Genomic DNA, 17,696 nt, shown 5'->3' with positions numbered 1-17,696 from the left:
GGCCGGATTGTCACCGCCAGAGGCTGGCGCGCGAGGCAAAAAGGCCCTGAAGCTTTGCCAGAAGGCGGTTGGCGGGACCGGGGTGGGGGATGTCGCCGGTGGCGAGGCGGTCCAGCACGACCTCGACCGGGCAGGGCTGTCCGGTGACAGGGTCGAAATAGCGCGGGTAGTCGATGAGAGCGGCATGAACCAGGCCGTGCAACGTTGGTCGCGCGGCGCGGCGGGCGGGGACGTCGCCGGTATCGGTGGTCAGGCCCCATCCTGCATAGAACGGCGCGCCGGTGGTGGTGACGGGAACGCCGCGGAGCAGCGCCTCGAACCCAGTGAGCGAAGTCATGGTGAAGACGCGCTGGACTTGGGACAACAGTGCGGCGGGGTCGGTGCGGGGCAGGGCGATGGCATCGAGCCTGTCCAGGTCGGCCTGACGAATGGTGCCTTCGCGCAGGCCCGCCTCGACATCGGGGTGGGGTTTGTAGAGCAGGACGGCATCGGGATGCGCGGCGCGGGCCGATTCCAACAGGGCGAGGTTGGTCGAAGTCCGACCCGCGCCGGTGCGGATAGAAGCGTCATCCTCGACCTGGCCGGGGACCAGCACGCGGAGGCCGTCGGGCAGGTCCGGAACCGAGAGGCCGAGGTTGTATTTGCTGAGGCCCAAGGACACGAGGCGGCGGATCAGGCGTTCGGCGCGCAGGTCCTGGTCGGGGCGCAGGGTTTCGCGCCGGATGATCCAGCGCTCCAGCCTGCTTTCGCGGGTCGGGTCATAGTAGATGCCGAGATCGTCGCACACGAGTGACAGGGGCGGAACCAGTTCTGCGCCCAGACCGCGCGAGCGCAGAAATCCGTCCTCGACCCGGATGACAGCCATGTCGGCGGGCGTCTTGCCGGCCCAGCACATATGGGCACGCCCGGTGGCGTCGGCGACGCGCGCGGCGTGGGCGGGATTGTCCTTGAAGGTCACGCGCTTCTCGGCACCGAAGACCTTTTGCAGGGGGCGGCGTTTCCACAGACGCATGCCCGAGGCGACCCAGCCCCGGTGATCGGCGCGCCATGCGTTCGTGCGGGCCTCGAGGAAGGAGATCGCGTCTTCCAGCTCGCACAGCCGGTCGCGGTGGGGGTCGTACCACTTGGGATAGAGGATCATCGCGGCGGCAAAGAGCTGGGCCCTTGAGAGGGTGCGGCCGCGGCGGGATATGGGATTAGGGTGACGATCCTCGGTCAGGTCCCAGCCGGAATAGAAGGGCTGGCCGAAGACATGGGGTTTGTGCCCGGCGAAGATCGCCTCGAATCCGAGCTGGGAGGTGACGGCGTAGACCGCGACGGCGCCTTCCATGAGCTTCCAGGGGCTGACGGGATCGGAGAACAGGCTGACGCGGTCCGAGGTGTCTTCCGGACCGAAATAGCCTTGGCGGTGGCCCTGCACGGTTTCGGGGTGGGTCTTGATCAGGACCGGGCAGCCGGGGTTCTCCTCCTGCGCGTAAAGGAGCATCTCGCGGAAGGTGTTGGCGTCGGCCCCGCCATGTATGACGGAGGCGTCGCCGCGGGTCTGGTCGAGCACCAAGACGTAGCCCGGCGCGGGGCAGGAAGCGGCGGGATCGAAGGCGGTGTACTTGGTCAGGTGCGCCTCGGCCATGCGGGAGATGCAGCCGCGGGCCCGGTCCATCAGGGCGGTGTCGTCCAGCGGATGGGTGGCCAGAAGTGTTTCCAGGTCCGAGGGTGCGCTGCTGTCGAAATGCACGCCGGTATGGTCGATAAGCAGTCCCAGCGGCGGTTCGCCCGCGCGACCGGGACGCAGCGAGCGCAGGAAGGCGTCTTCGACGCGCACGATCCCGGCACCGGTCTTTTGCGCCATCGCCTCGCCCCGCGCGGCATAGGGCGAACGGCCCCAGACCGCAATCAGGTCCTCTGCGCCGGGCTTGCCCAATTGCAGGGGCAGGCCGGCGAGATCCAGGATGCGGCGGATACGGCGCTGACGCAGGAAGCCCGCGTTGAAATAGAAAACCCGCCGGGAGGCATCTGCTCCGGCGGGTTCCGAGTGGATGTATTGCGCCATCAGTTCCCGCTGAGCGTATCGCCTGCGGTCGAGACGGAGCCAACGGCACCGAGCGTGCCGGTCAGAGCGCCGATGACTTTGCTCCACTGGGCGAAGGGCGCCTCGGTCACGTAGAGCGTGTCGTCGTCGCGGATGGCAAAATCACGGGCCATGAACATGCCGTTGGGCTGCGTCAGATCCAGCACGTAGACCAGACGCTGCGCGCCCACGAGGTCGTTGCGGCCGAGCACCTGGTTGGCGATTTCTGCCGGTTCGTTGCGCAGCACGAAGACGCCGGTGGGGTCGGCCGCGTTGGCCTGGAGGCCACCGACCTGGGCAATGGCCTCGATCGCGGAGATCGTGGGCGAGGGGAAGGGCACGCGGGCCTGGCCGCCGGTGGCGCCGAGCGCGGTGAAGGCGCGGGTGTCTTCCTCGACCAGGATACGGTCACCGCCGCGTAGGGCGATATCGAACCCGGGATTACGAAAGAGATCCTGGAACCAGACCTTGGAGCGCATTCCGCCCCGGATTACGGTAACCTGCGCGATTTCGGGCTCGATGGTCACACCGCCTGCGGCGGCCAGCATGTTCGAAAGCGTTCGGGTCGGACGTTCGATCGGGTAGACACCCTGGCCGCCCACCGCGCCCACCAGAGACACGGTCGCGCCGTCGCCTGCAAGGCGGCGCACCTCGACCTGTGGGTCCGGGGTTTGTTCATCGAGCTTGGAGGTGATGATGCGCCGGATCGCCTCGGGCGTGTTGCCGGCGGCGCGGATGCGCCCCGCGTAGGGCACGAAGATGAAGCCGGCCCCGTCGACCTGCACTTCTTCCAGAAGGGTCTGGTTGGCGCCTTCGCCGGCCAACAGGCCGTCATCGACGTTTTCCCAGATGGTCAGGCCCAGCGTATCGCCGGGGCGGATCGTGTCGGAGCCGACGAGGCCCGCGTTCTTGAACGCTTCGGTGAAGCCGAGCGCGGGTTGGACGGCCGTGGCGCGGGTCACGCGGTCATTGACGGACACCACGAAGGCGTCGCCGGATCGTTGCACGGAACCGGAATAGATCTGACGTTTGCTGGGGCCTGAGCGGGGGAGGAAGCTGCACGACGCAACCATGCTCACGACAAGCACCAATGCGACGGACTTCGCCCATCGTTTGGATTGGAGTTTCACTGCCCGGTCTCCTCGACCTGTTTTGTCTGCCTCGGTTTTTTTTCCCCACGCTAACGCGAAGCGGTGCGAAAATCCAGTGTCTTAGCGCCGGATGTTCATGTGACGGCCTGCAACTGTTGCCTTGGGGCCGCGGTGCCTGTGACCAGGGCGTCATAGGGGTCATCGGGGCTGAGCATCATGTCCACCGTCTGGCGCAGCAACTGGCGGCGGCCACTGGAGGAATAGAAGCCGCCGGCAACCTGGCTGGTTTCAAGCAAATAGCGGCGGTAGTCGCCATAAGCCTTGCGGTCTGGCCGTTCTGCCCCGGCGAAGAAATCACGCAGGGGCTTTGTCGAGACGAATTCGGGCTTGGCATAGACCGCCTCGCCGAAGGTCTTGAGCGGAATCCCGCGCCAGAGCACCTGTTGTGCTGCGGTGGAGTTTACCGTGACGGCGCTGCGGGCCTCGTTCAGAAGGCGCGCCAGCTTGCCGCCGCGGACGTAATGCACGCGGTCGAAGACATCGTGCTTGCGGGCAAGGCGACGCAGTTCCGCGCGGATGGGTGTGCGACCATCTTCGAGCGGGTGGGCCTTGACCACGAGGTGATGATGTTTCGGCGCGCCGTTGGCGAAACTCTCGGTCACGGTTTCGAGAAAGTCCGTCATCGTGTCGAACGGCGAGTGCTTTTGGAACGAGGCGTCGTGCTCCAGTTGGAGCAGCGCCAGGTGATAGGGGAAGCCGCCGTGCCGGATGCGCCAAGTGGCGATGCGCCGGTCGATAGCCTGAAACGGCATGAGGACCAACCGTTTGAGATAAAGGGTGAATTCCTGCCGGACAGTCAGGGCGCGGTGGGGACGGAAGTTGCGGTACTTGCGGTTAAACAGCAGGACGCAGCCGTGATAGGCCGCGCCGTAGAAGATATGCTGGCGCATGTCGCCCCACGAGGCGGGCGGCAGGGCGGTGTCCATGTCGGAGTTTTCCAGGGCCTTGCGCATGTCATCGACGCCCATCTCCATGAGCCGCGAATGCCCGTTGGAGCCGCCACGCTCGTACGTCACCCAGTAGGGGCGCAGGTAACCTTCTTCGAAGACGTGGATCGTCAGGCCCATCTCGCGGGCCTGTTCGATGGCCTGGGCGTGGATGGCGCGGGTGTCGCCGTAAAGCACGAGGTCTGTGACTCGCTTGTCCTGCACCAGTGCGCGGAAGGTGGGACGCCAATCTTCGGCGGTGCCGGTGAAGGGAATATAGCTCGCCCGATCACGCCAGAAGGCCGCGTCACCGGCGTTGAAGCCCACGCGCCAGACATTCGCTCCGGCATGGCGCAACATGCGGCCGAGCTTGGAAAAAAACGGGCCGTGCGGACCTTGCAAAAACAAAAAGACCCGGTTGTCGCCGGTCGCTGACCTCATACCCTTCTGCCTCTTTCACGCATGACGTGTGATTAATCTTTTCGACCTTAATAAACCAGTATTTAGACGAAATTAAGGCCCGGGACGATGGGCCGGTTCTTGCCTTGGGCGGGCTGGCCCGGTAGGTCGGAGCAGGACCACAGGGAGACAGTCATGTTCACCGGGATCATCACGGATATGGGCGAGATACGCGCGCTTGAAACGCGCGGCGATCTGCGGGCGCGCATCGGCACCGGCTATGACATGTCGGGCGTCGACATGGGCGCCTCGATCGCGTGTGACGGCGTGTGCCTGACGGTGGTGGACAAGGGGCCGGACTGGTTCGACGTGGACGTGTCGGCAGAGACCTTGTCGAAGAGCAACCTGGACACCTGGGCCGAAGGCAGAAAAGTCAATCTTGAGAGGTCCTTGCGCGTCGGGGATGAACTAGGCGGGCATATCGTGTCGGGCCATGTCGATGGCCTGGCCGAGGTGGTCGGCGTCGAGGACGAGGGCGACAGCACGCGGGTCAGATTGCGCGCCCCGGACGCGCTGGCGAAGTTCATCGCGCCCAAGGGATCGGTGGCGCTGAACGGGACGTCGCTGACGGTGAACGAGGTCGAGGGCGCGGTGTTCGGGATCAACTTCATCCCGCATACCAAGCAGGTCACGACATGGGGCCGCGTCGCCGTGGGTGACATGGTGAACCTGGAGATCGACACGCTGGCGCGCTACGTCGCACGGCTGGCAGAATCGGTCTGACGCAAAGGCCGTTAACGCCGCTGATATTAACTTTTTCGGACGTCGGTATCGCGTCGGTATCCCGGTGGCATCGCGTCGGTGGCGTTTTCGCGGTTTGGCCCGGTTCACGGCTCGTGCGCAGACTTTGCCGTTTTGAAACCATTCTCTCGACACGCGATTCATGCGTAACAGGGTCGCGCCGCCCTTCCTTGAATGCGGCGGGGACCCGGGCCAGCGGCCCGAGAAAATTCTGCGAATTTTCTGGCGATCAATCGTTGTCGCTGAGGCCGGCGCCGGCGCCTGTCAGGCGGCTGGCCTCTGTTTCAGGGGCATAGGTGCGCTGGGCGAAAGTGTCGAGGATCTTGACTGCCTGCGGCATTGGTGTGGCGCGGTAGAGCCGGGTGAGGACGGAGCCGTGGCGGGCCGCTGTCGCGGAGAGGTGCACGGTTTCGGTTTCGGCACAGTCGAGGGCGGCGCCGGGGTCATCGAGAAGGGTTTTGCCCTCCGCCCGAGTGATCGAGCAGCTTTGCCAATGCAGAGACAGAGGCGCGCCGGTGCGGTCTGCGGCCCAGACCATGTAGGGGACCAAGAGCAAGGGCCAGGCGACCGGCCCAGTGGTCACGGTACGGCCCGCGGCCCAGTCGGCGGCAAGGTCACAGAGCGTGGCGCCCGTCACGATGGGGCAGAGGAGGCCGCCCGCGGCGGTCCACGTCTCGCCGAGGGCCTGCGGGCCCAGCGTGGCGGCGGGCGCGCCATCGTTGCGGGTCAGAACATCGGACAGGGCGAGTGCGCCGGGCCAGCCCGCCGCGCAGGTCCAGCGGGCGGCGCGGCCCGCTTCCTCGGCCAGGCCCCAGGCGTATCCGGCGCCGCGGGTGGCCTTGCGAGACAGCGCCTCGATTTCATTCAGGGACCACGTCATTCCGCGCCTCTTGTCAGGGGCGGCAAGGTCCAGTCGTCGCCCGTCTCTGCCAACTCGTGCGGAAAGGGGGCGTGCTGGAACATGTTGATGCGCAGCCAACGGTCCGAGCGGGGATCGAAGTGGCAGGCGCCGAAGAAGCTGAGCTTGAGCCGTAGCATGTCGACGGGCAGCATGTCGGCGGCGAGCGTGTTATCGCGGATCTCGGCATAGGGCAGGCGGGCGGCGATCTGGGCGCGGCGGGCAATGTGACGATGCCGGGGGTGGGCCAGCAGGAATTCCGCCACGCTGGTCTGGGGCGCGTCCTTGAGGGCGCGGTGGGCCAGAACGGCGTCGCGGCCGGGGCCGAGGGGCTGTTCATAGGGCTCGATCGGTTCCAGCGCGCGTTCGCCCAGGCGCGGTTCCAGTTTGGCCTGGGACGTGTACCAGACGCGGGCCTGCGCCTTGGGTGCGGTCCAGTCGGTGGCCAGCGCCCAGCCGTAGATGTCTTCGATGATGTCGTTGAGGCGGACAAGCGGCATGGTCCCGTCGACAGGGAAGCTGGCCTGTTCGTCGGCCGCCATGCATTGCGTGAGGTCATCGACCAGATTACCATAGGGTTCCATCAGCAGCGAGGCGAGCTGTTCCTGGCCTTCGAGCGACAGGTGCGCCTCGCCCCAGAGCCAGAGGCGGTTCCAGGGGTGGTCGGTGGTCAGGTCTGCCGTGTCGAGGTGCGCCATGAGCGCTTTCATGTCCGAGCGTAGGTCGGTGCATTTCTGGATCTGCATGGGGTGGGCGGAGTGCCACCCCTCGGCGTGGATCTGGGCACGGGCGGCGAACTGCTGGAAGGCCTGCGCGGTCGCTTCGGATGCGGTGGGTTGGGAGCGGACGCGGGCCAGAGCCTCTTCCCGTGAGGCGACCCAGGCGTTGAGGAGGGCCGGGTGGTTCACGAGGAAGGGCGCCATGCCGAGGCCGGTGGAATTGCCGATGCCGAAGCGGCGGCGCAGGGCCGGGTCGAGCGGCACGGCGGTCTCTGGCGCGCGGGCGCGGGCCATGTGCTCGACAAGGTCCATGACGAAGCAGCGGGTGAGGTAGACCGACAGCATCTCGACCTGGAACGGCCCGGCGCATTCGGGGCGGTGGCGGGTCTGTTCGCGGTCCGCCGCGCCGAACTTGCCCGAGCCGTAGACCGCCGTGGTGCGCATCAGGTAGCCGACGGCGCGGACTTGGTCCTCGTCGGGCTGGTGGCCTGCGCTGAGCGCGTCGACAACGTGACCCCAGAGCCGCACCGAGCGGTTGGCGCGGGAGAGGGACAGCTCGCGGTCGGAGATGCGGCCGGATTCTTGCAGGGGCACGTTGTCGCGCAGGCGGGCAATGTCGGCCTCGGTCGGGATGCCGTCGAAAAGCGTGAAGGTGGCGTCCCAGGCGGTGGCGATGACGCGGTCGGAGCGTTGGTCTGCCGGCAGGTCATGGGCGAAGGCGACGAGGGAATAGGCGTGCTCGGGGCCTTGCGCGGTGTAGACGGCGTGGCCGACGCCATGCGCGTCAATGTCGAACACCGTTTGGGTGATTGTCCAGTCGTCGCGCACAAGACGGCGCAAAAGCTGGCGCATGAAGGAAAGCCGGGTTTGGTGCGCAGCGCCGAGACGGGCCAGCGTCATGACCGTGTTTGGGTCACGGGGCTGGATCGTTTGCTGTGCCACTTGTTCCATGCCGGCTCCTTGTCTGCCGATGATAGGGGCATTGGGGCGATCCGTCCAAGGACCGCCCCGATGGTGGTGTCAGTTCGCCTCGCGTCCCTTGGCGAGCGTGATGCGCAGCGCGTCCCAGAGCGAGGGCAGCAGCACCAGCGACACCGGCACGGCGGTGACGACGATGAAGCTTTGGAGTTTCGAGATGCCGCCCGAGCCGGTGTAGATCAGGATCAGGGCCATCACGCCCATGGCGATGCCCCAGAAGATGCGGACGGGAAGCGAGGGGATATCCTCGTTCGACATGGCTACGGAGATCACGTAGGTCATCGAGTCGCCCGTGGTGGCCACGAAAACCGTCGTCAGGATCAGGAAAAGGACCGAGACGAGGAAGCCCGCGGGCAGCGACTGGGTGATCGCCAGCAGGGCGGCGGGCAGGTTGAAGCCCTCGAACGCCGAGGAAATGGAGCCCTGGTTGGAGAGTTCGGCGCTGATGCCGGTGCCGCCGACGATGGTGAACCAGAAGCAGGTCACGATGGGGGCGACGATCGACAGCATGATGACGATCGAGCGGATCGAGCGGCCCCGGCTGATGCGGGCGATGAACATCGCCATGAGCGGGCCGTACCCGAGGAACCAGCCCCAGAAGAACACGGTCCACCAGCCGAGCCAGCCCGGCTCGCCGAAGATGGCGGCGTCACCGCGATAGAGCGCCATGCCGAAGAAATCGGTGATGTAGGTGGTCATGCCGCTGAAGAAGCCCGAGAAGATGAAGCCGGTGGGACCGGCCACCAGGATGAAGAGCAAGAGAAGCGCGGCGAGGATCACGTTGAAGCGGCTGAGGATCTGGATGCCTTTGGACAGGCCGGTGGCCGCCGAGAGGGTGTAGATCACTACAAGGCCGAGGATGACGGCGGCTTGCGTGCCGAAGGTGTCGGGGATGCCGAAAAGCGCGTTGAGGCCGTAACTGACTTGCAGGCCGAGAAAGCCGATGGGGCCGACGGTGCCCGCGACCACGGCGATGATGCAGGAGGCATCCGCGATGAGGCCGATGGGCCCCTTGATGGCGGCGTCTCCGAAGAGCGGGTAGAGCAGGGTGCGCGGTGCCATGGGCAGGCCCTTTTCGTAGTGGTAATGCATCAGCATCACCGTGGTCAGCGCGCCGAGGATGGCCCAGGCGAGAAAGCCCCAGTGCATGAAGCTTTGCGCCAGGGCGGGCGCGACGACCTCTGCCGTGGCGCTTTCGGCGCCGAAATAGGGGGGTGTCGACAGGAAGTGGGCCATGGGCTCGCCCGCGGCCCAGAAGACGCCGCCGCCGGCGAGGAGCGTGCACATGATCATGGCGCCCCATTGGAAGACGGGGAATTCGGGCGTGCTGAGGTTGCCCATCAGGGCCTTGCTGCCGGGCAGCACGATCAGGACGAGGCCGATGAGGAACGTCGCCAGCAGCAGGAGCTGCCAGTAGAGGCCGAAATACTTGGCCGAGACCGCGAAGCTGGTGTCGACCATGCTGGACAGCAGGTCGAGGTCGTAGAGGGCCACGAGGCAGAAAAGCGCGATGAAGCCGCCGGTGATGGCGAAGAGTGGCTTGTTGATGTGGTGCAGGTGCTTTTCGGTGGCCTGCGTCTGGGTGGTGTCGGTCATGGATGTCTCCCTGTGGACTGTCCCTGGAGTGGCGTTCCGCAGCCCTCAGGTGTCCGGTTTTTGGTGTTCCGGGGTGAAGTTTTCGTCGAAAAAGCGCAGCCAGTTGTCGCCCATGAGGCCGGCGATCTCGCTGTCGTTGAAGCCGACCTTTTGCAGGCCGTCGGCGAGGTTCGGAAAGTCGGTGTTGTCCTTGAACCATGAGGGCTGCGGCGGGAATCCGGGATTGGCGGCCGAGCCTTCGCCGTAGTCGATCTGTTTGGTCCAGCGGCCGGTGCGCATCCATTCGACGATGCTGTCTGGCTGGTCCTGGCAGAGGTCGGAGCCGATGCCGAAATGCTCTGCGCCGAAACACTCGGCCGCCATTGCGATCATCTCGCAGAAGCTTTGCAGCGTGCAGTCTGACTTGTCCTTGAGGTGATGGGGGTACATCGAAAAGCCCATCATGCCGCCATTCTCGGTCACCGCGCGCACCACGTCGTCACGCTTGTTGCGCAGGGCGGGCTGCCAGCTGTGCAGGTTGGCGTGGGTGATGGCGATGGGGCGCTGGGAATGGTCCGCCGCTTCAATCGTGGAGCGGTCGGCGGAGTGGGACATGTCGACGACGAGGCCCACGCGGTTCATTTCACGAATGACCTCGCGGCCCATGCGGGTAAGGCCCGCATCCTCGGCCTCGTAACAGCCCGTGGCGAGCAGGGACTGGTTGTTGTACGTCAGTTGCATGAAGCGCGCGCCGAGGTCGTGCCAGACCTCGACAAGGCCGATATCGTCCTCGATGGGCGAGGGATTCTGGAAGCCGAAGAAGATGGCGGTGCGGCCGGTCTCGTGCGCGGTGCGCACATCGCCCGCCCACCGCCCCTTCATGATGAGGTCCGGATATTGTTCGAACCAGCGGTTCCAGCGTTCGACGTTAAGGACGGTTTCGCGGAAGGTCTCGTGGTAGGCGATGGTGACGTGCACGGCGTCGAGGCCGCCCTGCCGCATCTGGCGGAAGATTTTCTCGGACCAGTTGGCGTATTGCAGGCAATCGATGCGGTAGGTCATGCTAACATCCTCGACGATTGAGCACACGCTGAGACGTGGCCGCCCCTGGGGGGGCGCTGCAACATCGGAGCTTTGCAAGAGGGCCGGATTGCGCGCGCGATCCGTGTTGTGCGGGACGTTTGCCGGGCGCCCGCCCGTGGGGAGGGGCGGGCGCGGCTCGGCGGGGCCGAGCGACGGTGATCCGACGGGGCAGCGGTGTGCGTCATTCCGGCGACCCGGCGGCGATGTAGGCGGTTTTCACGATCGTGTAGAAGTCGCGCGCGTGGATGCCCTGTTCGCGCGGGCCGTAAGAGCTGTCGCCGCGGCCACCGAAGGGGACGTGGTAATCGGTGCCGGCGGTGGGCAGGTTGACGGTCACGACGCCGGTGCGGGCGTTGCGGCGGAAATGGCTGGCGCGGGCGAGGCTGCGCGTGACGATGCCGGAGGTGAGGCCGAAATTGGTGTCGTTGACCACGTGGAGCGCCTCGTCATAGCTGCCGACCTTGATGACCGAGGTGAGCGGGGCGAACATTTCCTCGCGGTTGATGGTCATGTCGTTGGTGGTGTTCAGGAACACGCCCGGTGACATGTAATAGCCGTCATGGTCGCGCGTCAGGCGGGTGCCGCCGCAGGCGAGCTCTGCGCCCTCGGCCTGGCCTTTTTCGACATAGGCGAGGTTCTCGTTGAGTTGGGTTTCGGACACGACCGGGCCCATTTGCGTGCCTTCGGCCAGCGCGTGGCCGACCTTCATGGCCTTGGCACCGGCGACGAGTTTTTCGACGAAGGCGTCGTGGATGCCCGCGTGGACGACGAGGCGCGAGGAGGCGGTGCATTTCTGCCCGGTGCCGCCGAAGGCACCGCCGAGCGCCAACGTGACGGCGAGGTCGAGATCGGCGTCGTCCATCACGGCGAGCGCGTTCTTGGAGCCCATTTCCATTTGCAGGCGAGTGAAGTTCTGCACCGCGGAGGCGGCGATGTGGCGGCCCACCGGGACCGAGCCGGTGAAGGAGATGGCGTCGATATCGCGGCTTTCGACCAGGCGCTGGCCAACCTCGCCGCCGGGACCCATGACAAGCTGGAAGAGGCCTGCCGGGATGTCCTGTTTCGCGATGATCTCGGTCAGGGCGACGGCGGAGGCGGGCGTGAGGTTGGCCGGTTTCCAGATGACGGCGTTGCCGTAGGCGAGCGCCGGGGCGATCTTCCACGAGGCGGTGGCGGTGGGGAAGTTCCACGGGGATATGACGGCGACGGTGCCGACGGGTTCGCGGCGCACGTCGACCTCCACTCCGGGGCGCACGGAGTCGGCGTTCTCACCGATCTGGCGCAGGACTTCGTGGGCGGAATAGGTGAAGAACTGCCCGGCGCGGTAGACCTCGCCCTTGCCCTCGGCGAAGGGTTTGCCCTCTTCGCGCGACAGCAGCGTGCCCAGTTCCTCGGCGCGGGCCATGAGTTCGGTGCCGATGGCCATGAGCACGGACTGGCGGCGTTCGAGGCCGTAGGCGGCCCACTCGGCTTGCGCGGTGCGGGCCGCGGCAATGGCCTCGTCCAGCTGCGCGGCGCTGGCCTGGGTGAAATGACCGACCAGATCGGAGAGGTCCGAGGGATTGCGGTTTTCGATGGACGAGGGCCCTTCGGCCCACTGGCCCGCGATGTAGTTCAGCTTGAGGTCGGTCATTGCGCATCCTTGGAATTTGATTGGCGGAGTGTTGCCAATGCAGCGATTCAGGGCAAACGCAAAGTTCTGTAAGAAATTTCAGGTAAACTGAAATTCTATCTAGTGGGTCAAGGTGATCTTCTGGGCCCGGATGGTGCGGACGAGGGCGGCGGCGGCCGGCGTCATCTCGGTTTCCGGCGGCGTCAGCATCCAGATCTCGCGCCGGATCGTTGCATCGGCCAGTGGCAGGAAAGTCAGGTCCGCCATGGCGTCGCGCATGGTGAGTTCGGGCAGAAGCGTGACGCCCATGCCCGCGCGCACGAGGCTGAGGAGCGCGGCGGTGCCGGACACGTTGAGCGTGGCGCGGTCGAGGATGGGGCGGAAATCGGGGTCGGTCACGTAGTGGCAGAGGCCGTTGGCGATGAAGGGAATATCGGTGAGGTCGGCCCAGGCGAGCGCGTCCCAGTCGACGGCGAGCGGGTGATCGGCGGGACAGACCACGCCGAAGCGGTCGGCAAAGAGAAGCGTGCGGTCGAACCCGGCCTGCGGGCCGAGTGAAGCGAGGGCGATATCGGCACGGCCCGCGGCGAGGTCATGGGCGATGGCGGCGCTGTCGGTGTCGCGCATGTTGATGCGCACCAGCGGGTGGTCCTGGGCAAAGCGGTGCAGGATGGTGGGCATCAGCATCTGTGCCACCGAGGGCGTGACCGACAGGCGGACATGGCCGGCCTCGGCCCGTGACAGCCCCTCGATGGCGGCGATGGTGCTGTCGAAATGGGCGAGCTCGCGCCCGGCTTCGACGCGGATGAGTTCGCCGAGGCGGGTGAGGCGGGATTTGCGCCCGGCCTCGAACAGGGGCGCGCCGATGTGATCCTCGAACTGGCGCAGCATCATGGAGACGGCGGAGGGGGTGCGGCCCAGAGCCTCGGCGGCGTCGGCGAGATTGCCGCGCTCGGCCACGGTGAGAAAGCAGCGGAGCATGTCGATCTTGATGGCCATTGACTTCAGCTTTCCTTGATTTGGCGGGATGTTTTGCCGGGTTTGCTTAAGAAAGCGCAGGCTGGGTGCGGTGTCCAGCGTGATACCCCGGCTTGACGGCGCAGGCGGGCGCGGTTTCGATGGCGCGACACATGATGATGAGGAGGCAGGCATGGCACCGGAGATCGTGATCCTGAACGGGAAGGTCCTTACCATGGACCCGGGCCGCCCGCGCGCGGAGGCCGTCGCCGTCGCCGCGGGGCGGATCGTGGCGCTGGGCACGAGTGCCGAGATCGGGGCCATGGCGGGGCCGGACACGAAACAGGTGGATGCGGAGGGCGCGACGGTGCTGCCGGGGTTCATCGACAGCCACGTGCATCTTTTCGGCGGATCGGTCGAGATGGGGTATCTCGATCTTTACGGGATGCAGGACGAGGAGGCGGTGACGGCGGCGGTGCGCGCCTATGCCGACGACTGCCCCGACGACCGGGTCGTGTTCGCGGTGCAGGCGGGCTACGACCTGATGGGGCCGGGGCGCGAGACCACGCGGCAGGATCTGGACCGGGTGCTGCCGGACCGGCCGTTGGCGGTCTATGCGCCGGATCATCACACGATCTGGGCCAATACCGCGGCGCTGGAACTGGCCGGCATCCTGCATGGCGGGCCGGTGGAGGCGGGCGCGGAGATCGTGATGGCCGAGGATGGTACGGCAACCGGGGCGCTGCTGGAGCCGTCGGCCTATGTTCACGTTCTGAAGCACACGCGGAACGGCGGGCGCGACATGGCGGGGTTGATTACGGGGACCGATCCCGTGCCGGCGCCGAGTGCGGACGCGCGCGCCAAGGACAAGGCCGCGTTGATCGCCGGGCTGAAACATTGCGCGTGCCACGGGATCACCGGGCTGCACAACATGGACGGCAATTTCTACCAGATGGAATTGCTGGCCGAGTTGGAGGAAGAGGGCGCGCTGATCGCCCGCGTGGAGATACCGTTTCACCTGAAAAGCCACGACCCGTTGAGCCGGCTGGAGGAGGCCGAGGAGATGCGGGCGCGGTATGCGAGCGACTACCTGTGGTGCAACCGCGTGAAGATGTTCATGGACGGGGTTCTGGAAAGCCGGACGGCGCTGATGCTGGAGAATTATCCTGGCACGGACGGTGATGGCGACGCGGTGTTCACGGCAGAGCAGTTCAACGCGGCTTGCGTGGCGGCGGATGCAAAGGGGTTTCAACTGGCCACACATGCGATCGGGGATCTGGCGGTACGGCGGACGCTGGACGGCTACGCGGCGGCGCGGGAAGCCAACGGCGTGCGTGATGCGCGGCACCGGGTGGAGCATATCGAGGTCATTCATCCCGACGACCTGCCGCGGCTGGGGGCCTTGGACGTTGTGGCGTCGGTTCAGCCCGGGCACGCGGCGTTCGGGCATGTGTTTCCGCCGCATGGGATCAAGGACGTGCTGCGGCCGGATCAGTGGCCCTATGCGTTTGCATGGAAAGCGCAGCGCGCGCACGCGGCGCGGTTGGTGTTCTCGACCGACTGGCCGGTGATGCCCGTGGACGTGATGCCCAACGTGCGCGCGGCGGTGGATCCGATGGATCTGGGCGCGGGCTGGCCGGACCAGTCGCAGGAGCTGCTCGAGACGCTGGAGAGTTACACGGTGGGCAATGCCTGGGTGGAGTTTTCCGAAGATCGCAAGGGGCGGCTGACAGAAGGGTATTTCGCCGATATCGCGGTGATGTCGCATGACCTGGAGGCGATGGAGCCTTCGGAGCTTGGGAGCGCGCGGGCGGTGCTAACGCTGTGTGGCGGCCGGGTCACCTGGGAGGCGTAAGGCGGTGCGTTTGGCTTGCGTCGCGCCGTGAGTATTTTTGGCAAGAAAAAGCTGGGCGGTGAGCCCTAGCTGGCGGCGAGGATGCGTTGCAGCAGCTCCGTTGGGAGTTTGACCGGGTTGGCGGCCATGGAACTCGAGGCTTGCGCATCTGTGGCGATGGCGGCGTGGTCGGCGGGGGCGATGCCCATCTGCGCGAGGGTCGGCAGGCCGTGGTGGCGGGACCAGGCGGCGATGTCGGCGGTGCCGAGCGCCTCGGACGCGCTGACGCGGATCTCGGCGATGCGGCGGGCTTTCGGGTTTTCCTTGGGCAGGGCGGCGAGGTTGGCGGCCAGGGTAGCGGGCAGGAGCGCGCCACAGACGGCACCGTGGGGTGCCGTGGGGACGCGGCCGCCGATGACGCCGGCGAGGCCGTGGACGGCGCCGAGGCCCGCGTTTGCCAAAGCGATCCCGCCGGTGAGGCTGACGAAGGCCATGTCGTCACGGGCGTCGGGATTTTCGCCTTCCATCAGTTTGCGGATCGCGCGCAGGCCGCGGGGGATGGCGGCGCGGCAGAGCGCGTCGGTGAGCGGGTTGGCGCGCGAGGAGATGTAGGGCTCGATCACCTGGGTGATGGCGTCCAGGCCGGAGGCGAGGGTGACGGGCTTGGGGGTGTTGTCGGTCAGGGCGGGATCGACGAGGGCGATGTCGGCCAGCATGGCGGGATCGCGGAGCGAGACCTTGCGGGCATGGTCGGGCACGCCGATGACGGCGTTCCTGGTGGCTTCGGCCCCGGTGCCGGCGGTGGTGGGGATGGCCATGAACGGCGCGGGGGCCGTGGCGAGAGGCTGGCCTTTGCCTATCACCTCGAGGTGGTCGAGAGGTTGGGAGGTCGCGTTCAGGAGGCCAGCGACGGCCTTGCCGAGGTCGATGGCCGCGCCGCCGCCGATAGCCACGACGTGGGTCGCGCCCGCGCGACGGGCGGTGTCGAGCGCGGTTTCCAGCAGGGCGAGGTCGGGTTCCTTGGGGCAGGCGAAGGCGGTGGTTTCGAGATCGGGGGCGTCGAGCAGTGACTGCGCGTGGCGGGGCGTAGCGCCGTGCACGACGAACGCGTGAGCGCCGAGGCTGGCGGCGAGGTCCGCGGCCTTGGCGAACTCGCCACGGCCGAAAAGGATGCGGGCGGGGGCCGTCAGGCCGAAGGGGGCGATCATACCGACATCGTCGCCTCGACGGCGCGTTTCCAGGCTGCGTATTTCTCGTCTCGGGTGGTGGGGTCCATCGCCGGTTCGAACCGTTGGTCGAGCGCCCAGCCGTCAGCGAAGCCGGCCTGGTCGGGGTAGATCCCGGCTTGCATTCCGGCGAGCCACGCGGCCCCGAGCGCGGTGGTTTCCAGCACCTTGGGCCGGTCCACCGGAGCGCCGATGATGTCGGCCAGGAATTGCATGGCCCAGGCGGAGGCGGACATGCCGCCATCAACGCGCAGGACCTGTTTCGCCTCGTCCGAGGACCAGTCGGCGGTCATCGCCTCTAGCAGGTCGCGGGTCTGGAAGCCGACGCTTTCCAGCGCGGCACGGGCGAACTCGGCGGGGCCGGAATTGCGGGTGAGGCCGTAGATCGCGCCGCGGCAGTCGGGTTGCCAGTAGGGGGCGCCGAGGCCGGTAAAGGCGGGGACGAGGATGACGTTCTGATGAGGGTCGGCACGGTCGGACAGCGTTTGGGTTTCACCTGCCTCGCGGATGATCTTGAGCCCGTCGCGGAGCCATTGCACCACCGCGCCCGCGATGAAGATCGAGCCTTCGAGCGCGTAGGTGGGTTTGCCGTCGAGCTGGTAGGCGATGGTGGTCAGGAGACGGTTTTGCGAGCGCACGGGCTCGTCCCCGGTGTTGAGTAGGGCGAAGCAGCCGGTGCCGTAGGTGGATTTCATCATGCCGGGCGCAAAGCAGGCCTGGCCGACGGTGGCGGCCTGCTGGTCGCCCGCGACGCCGAGGATCGGAATCTCGCGTCCGAAAAGGTCGGTGCGGGTTGTGCCATAGTCGGCGGCGCAGTCGCGCACCTCGGGGAGCATGGACATCGGCACGTTCAGCAAGTCGCAGATGGTCTGGCTCCAGCGGCCCTTGCGGATGTCGTAAAGCAGCGTGCGGGCGGCGTTGGTCGCGTCGGTGGCGTGGGTCTTGCCGCCGGTCAGCTTCCAGATGAGGTAGCAGTCGACGGTGCCGAAGAGGAGGTCGCCGTTTTCTGCTTTGGCCCGGGCGCCATCGACGTTGTCGAGGATCCAGGCGAGTTTCGTGCCGGAGAAATAGGGGTCGAGCAGGAGGCCGGTGCGGTCGGTGATCATGTCCTCGTGACCCGCTTCGCGCAGGGCGCGGCAGGTTTGCGCGGTGCGGCGGTCCTGCCAGACGATGGCACGGTGCACGGGCTTGCCGGTGGTACGGTCCCAGACGATGGTCGTCTCGCGCTGGTTGGTGATGCCGATGGCGGCGATGTCCGAAGGGGTCAGCCCCGCGCGCTCGATGGCGGCGCGGCAGGTGCCGGCCGTCGTGGCCCAGATATCGTCCACGTCATGTTCGACCCAGCCCGATTGCGGAAAATGCTGGGTAAATTCCTCTTGTGCGGTGGCGACGGGGGTTAGGGACTTGTCAAAGAGGATAGCGCGGGAGGACGTGGTGCCCTGGTCGATGGCGAGGATGTGGGTCATGTC

The 17,696-nt window shown here is 66.6% G+C and carries 13 protein-coding genes; 2 read left to right on the top strand and 11 right to left on the bottom strand.

The genetic code is table 11. The features are described from left to right. Nucleotides 1-10 precede the first annotated feature (10 nt). The 3 genes from C2I35_RS17635 to C2I35_RS17625 all read right to left on the bottom strand — a co-directional run bounded on the left by C2I35_RS17635 (nt 11) and on the right by C2I35_RS17625 (nt 4,586). Nucleotides 11-2,050, bottom strand: a complete 2,040-nt coding sequence (locus C2I35_RS17635) for a capsule polysaccharide biogenesis protein (RefSeq protein ID WP_103764370.1) — start codon at nt 2,048-2,050, stop codon at nt 11-13. Then, nucleotides 2,050-3,198 (bottom strand): polysaccharide biosynthesis/export family protein, encoded by a 1,149-nt coding sequence (locus C2I35_RS17630; protein WP_245890534.1) that lies wholly within the window; start codon nt 3,196-3,198, stop codon nt 2,050-2,052. The genes C2I35_RS17635 and C2I35_RS17630 overlap by 1 nt, the downstream gene beginning before the upstream one ends. A 95-nt stretch (nt 3,199-3,293) precedes the next feature. After that, entirely contained in the window at nt 3,294-4,586 is a 1,293-nt protein-coding gene (locus C2I35_RS17625) for a capsule polysaccharide biogenesis protein (RefSeq protein WP_103764368.1), read from the bottom strand. 153 nt (nt 4,587-4,739) lie between these two features. Here C2I35_RS17625 and C2I35_RS17620 point away from each other — a divergent pair, with 153 nt between their 5' ends. After that, nucleotides 4,740-5,327: a riboflavin synthase gene (locus C2I35_RS17620; RefSeq protein WP_103764438.1), complete on the top strand. Its 588-nt coding sequence runs from the start codon at nt 4,740-4,742 to the stop codon at nt 5,325-5,327. 247 nt (nt 5,328-5,574) lie between these two features. Here C2I35_RS17620 and C2I35_RS17615 read toward each other — a convergent pair whose 3' ends face one another. From C2I35_RS17615 to C2I35_RS17590, 6 genes are all read right to left on the bottom strand, one after another. Then, nucleotides 5,575-6,225, bottom strand: coding sequence for a DUF3726 domain-containing protein (locus C2I35_RS17615; RefSeq protein ID WP_103764367.1), 651 nt, complete (start codon nt 6,223-6,225; stop codon nt 5,575-5,577). Continuing rightward, a complete protein-coding gene (locus C2I35_RS17610) occupies nt 6,222-7,913 on the bottom strand; it encodes a hypothetical protein (protein ID WP_103764366.1) in 1,692 nt (563 codons plus the stop codon). Before C2I35_RS17610 ends, C2I35_RS17615 begins: the two co-directional genes overlap by 4 nt. A gap of 69 nt (nt 7,914-7,982) precedes the next feature. Beyond that, nucleotides 7,983-9,536 (bottom strand): BCCT family transporter, encoded by a 1,554-nt coding sequence (locus tag C2I35_RS17605; protein WP_103764365.1) that lies wholly within the window; start codon nt 9,534-9,536, stop codon nt 7,983-7,985. 45 nt (nt 9,537-9,581) lie between these two features. Further along, nucleotides 9,582-10,577, bottom strand: coding sequence for a membrane dipeptidase (locus C2I35_RS17600; protein WP_103764364.1), 996 nt, complete (start codon nt 10,575-10,577; stop codon nt 9,582-9,584). 202 nt (nt 10,578-10,779) lie between these two features. Beyond that, a complete protein-coding gene (locus C2I35_RS17595; RefSeq protein WP_103764363.1) occupies nt 10,780-12,231 on the bottom strand; it encodes an aldehyde dehydrogenase family protein in 1,452 nt (483 codons plus the stop codon). A 99-nt stretch (nt 12,232-12,330) separates the two neighbouring features. Next, a complete protein-coding gene (locus C2I35_RS17590; RefSeq protein ID WP_103764362.1) occupies nt 12,331-13,209 on the bottom strand; it encodes a LysR family transcriptional regulator in 879 nt (292 codons plus the stop codon). 151 nt (nt 13,210-13,360) lie between these two features. On the opposite strand from C2I35_RS17590, the gene C2I35_RS17585 reads away from it, so the two are divergent. Beyond that, the gene (locus C2I35_RS17585; protein WP_103764437.1) at nt 13,361-15,022 is read left to right on the top strand and encodes an amidohydrolase; all 1,662 of its coding nucleotides are present in this window, start codon (nt 13,361-13,363) and stop codon (nt 15,020-15,022) included. Nucleotides 15,023-15,087: 65 nt separating this feature from the next. Here C2I35_RS17585 and C2I35_RS17580 read toward each other — a convergent pair whose 3' ends face one another. Beyond that, on the bottom strand, nt 15,088-16,206 hold the full coding sequence (locus C2I35_RS17580) for an iron-containing alcohol dehydrogenase (protein ID WP_211286178.1): 1,119 nt from the start codon (nt 16,204-16,206) through the stop codon (nt 15,088-15,090). Next, complete coding sequence (gene glpK / locus C2I35_RS17575) at nt 16,206-17,693, bottom strand: glycerol kinase GlpK (protein ID WP_103764360.1); 1,488 nt, start codon at nt 17,691-17,693, stop codon at nt 16,206-16,208. Before glpK ends, C2I35_RS17580 begins: the two co-directional genes overlap by 1 nt. Between the last annotated feature and the right edge of the window lie 3 nt (nt 17,694-17,696).

Source organism: Roseovarius confluentis, from assembly GCF_002917925.1.
GTDB lineage: Bacteria > Pseudomonadota > Alphaproteobacteria > Rhodobacterales > Rhodobacteraceae > Roseovarius > Roseovarius confluentis.
The sequence above is the reverse complement of the archived record's forward strand: the minus strand, read 5'-3'. Positions and strand labels throughout refer to the sequence as shown.

Coding starts and splice junctions, on each gene's coding strand:
- C2I35_RS17635 (WP_103764370.1), bottom strand. CDS start 2,050: ATGGCGCAATACATCCACTCGGAACCCGCCGGAGCAGATGCCTCCCGG.
- C2I35_RS17615 (WP_103764367.1), bottom strand. CDS start 6,225: ATGACGTGGTCCCTGAATGAAATCGAGGCGCTGTCTCGCAAGGCCACC.
- C2I35_RS17625 (WP_103764368.1), bottom strand. CDS start 4,586: ATGAGGTCAGCGACCGGCGACAACCGGGTCTTTTTGTTTTTGCAAGGT.
- C2I35_RS17620 (WP_103764438.1), top strand. CDS start 4,740: ATGTTCACCGGGATCATCACGGATATGGGCGAGATACGCGCGCTTGAA.
- C2I35_RS17610 (WP_103764366.1), bottom strand. CDS start 7,913: ATGGAACAAGTGGCACAGCAAACGATCCAGCCCCGTGACCCAAACACG.
- C2I35_RS17605 (WP_103764365.1), bottom strand. CDS start 9,536: ATGACCGACACCACCCAGACGCAGGCCACCGAAAAGCACCTGCACCAC.
- C2I35_RS17585 (WP_103764437.1), top strand. CDS start 13,361: ATGGCACCGGAGATCGTGATCCTGAACGGGAAGGTCCTTACCATGGAC.
- C2I35_RS17590 (WP_103764362.1), bottom strand. CDS start 13,209: ATGGCCATCAAGATCGACATGCTCCGCTGCTTTCTCACCGTGGCCGAG.
- C2I35_RS17595 (WP_103764363.1), bottom strand. CDS start 12,231: ATGACCGACCTCAAGCTGAACTACATCGCGGGCCAGTGGGCCGAAGGG.
- C2I35_RS17600 (WP_103764364.1), bottom strand. CDS start 10,577: ATGACCTACCGCATCGATTGCCTGCAATACGCCAACTGGTCCGAGAAA.
- glpK (WP_103764360.1), bottom strand. CDS start 17,693: ATGACCCACATCCTCGCCATCGACCAGGGCACCACGTCCTCCCGCGCT.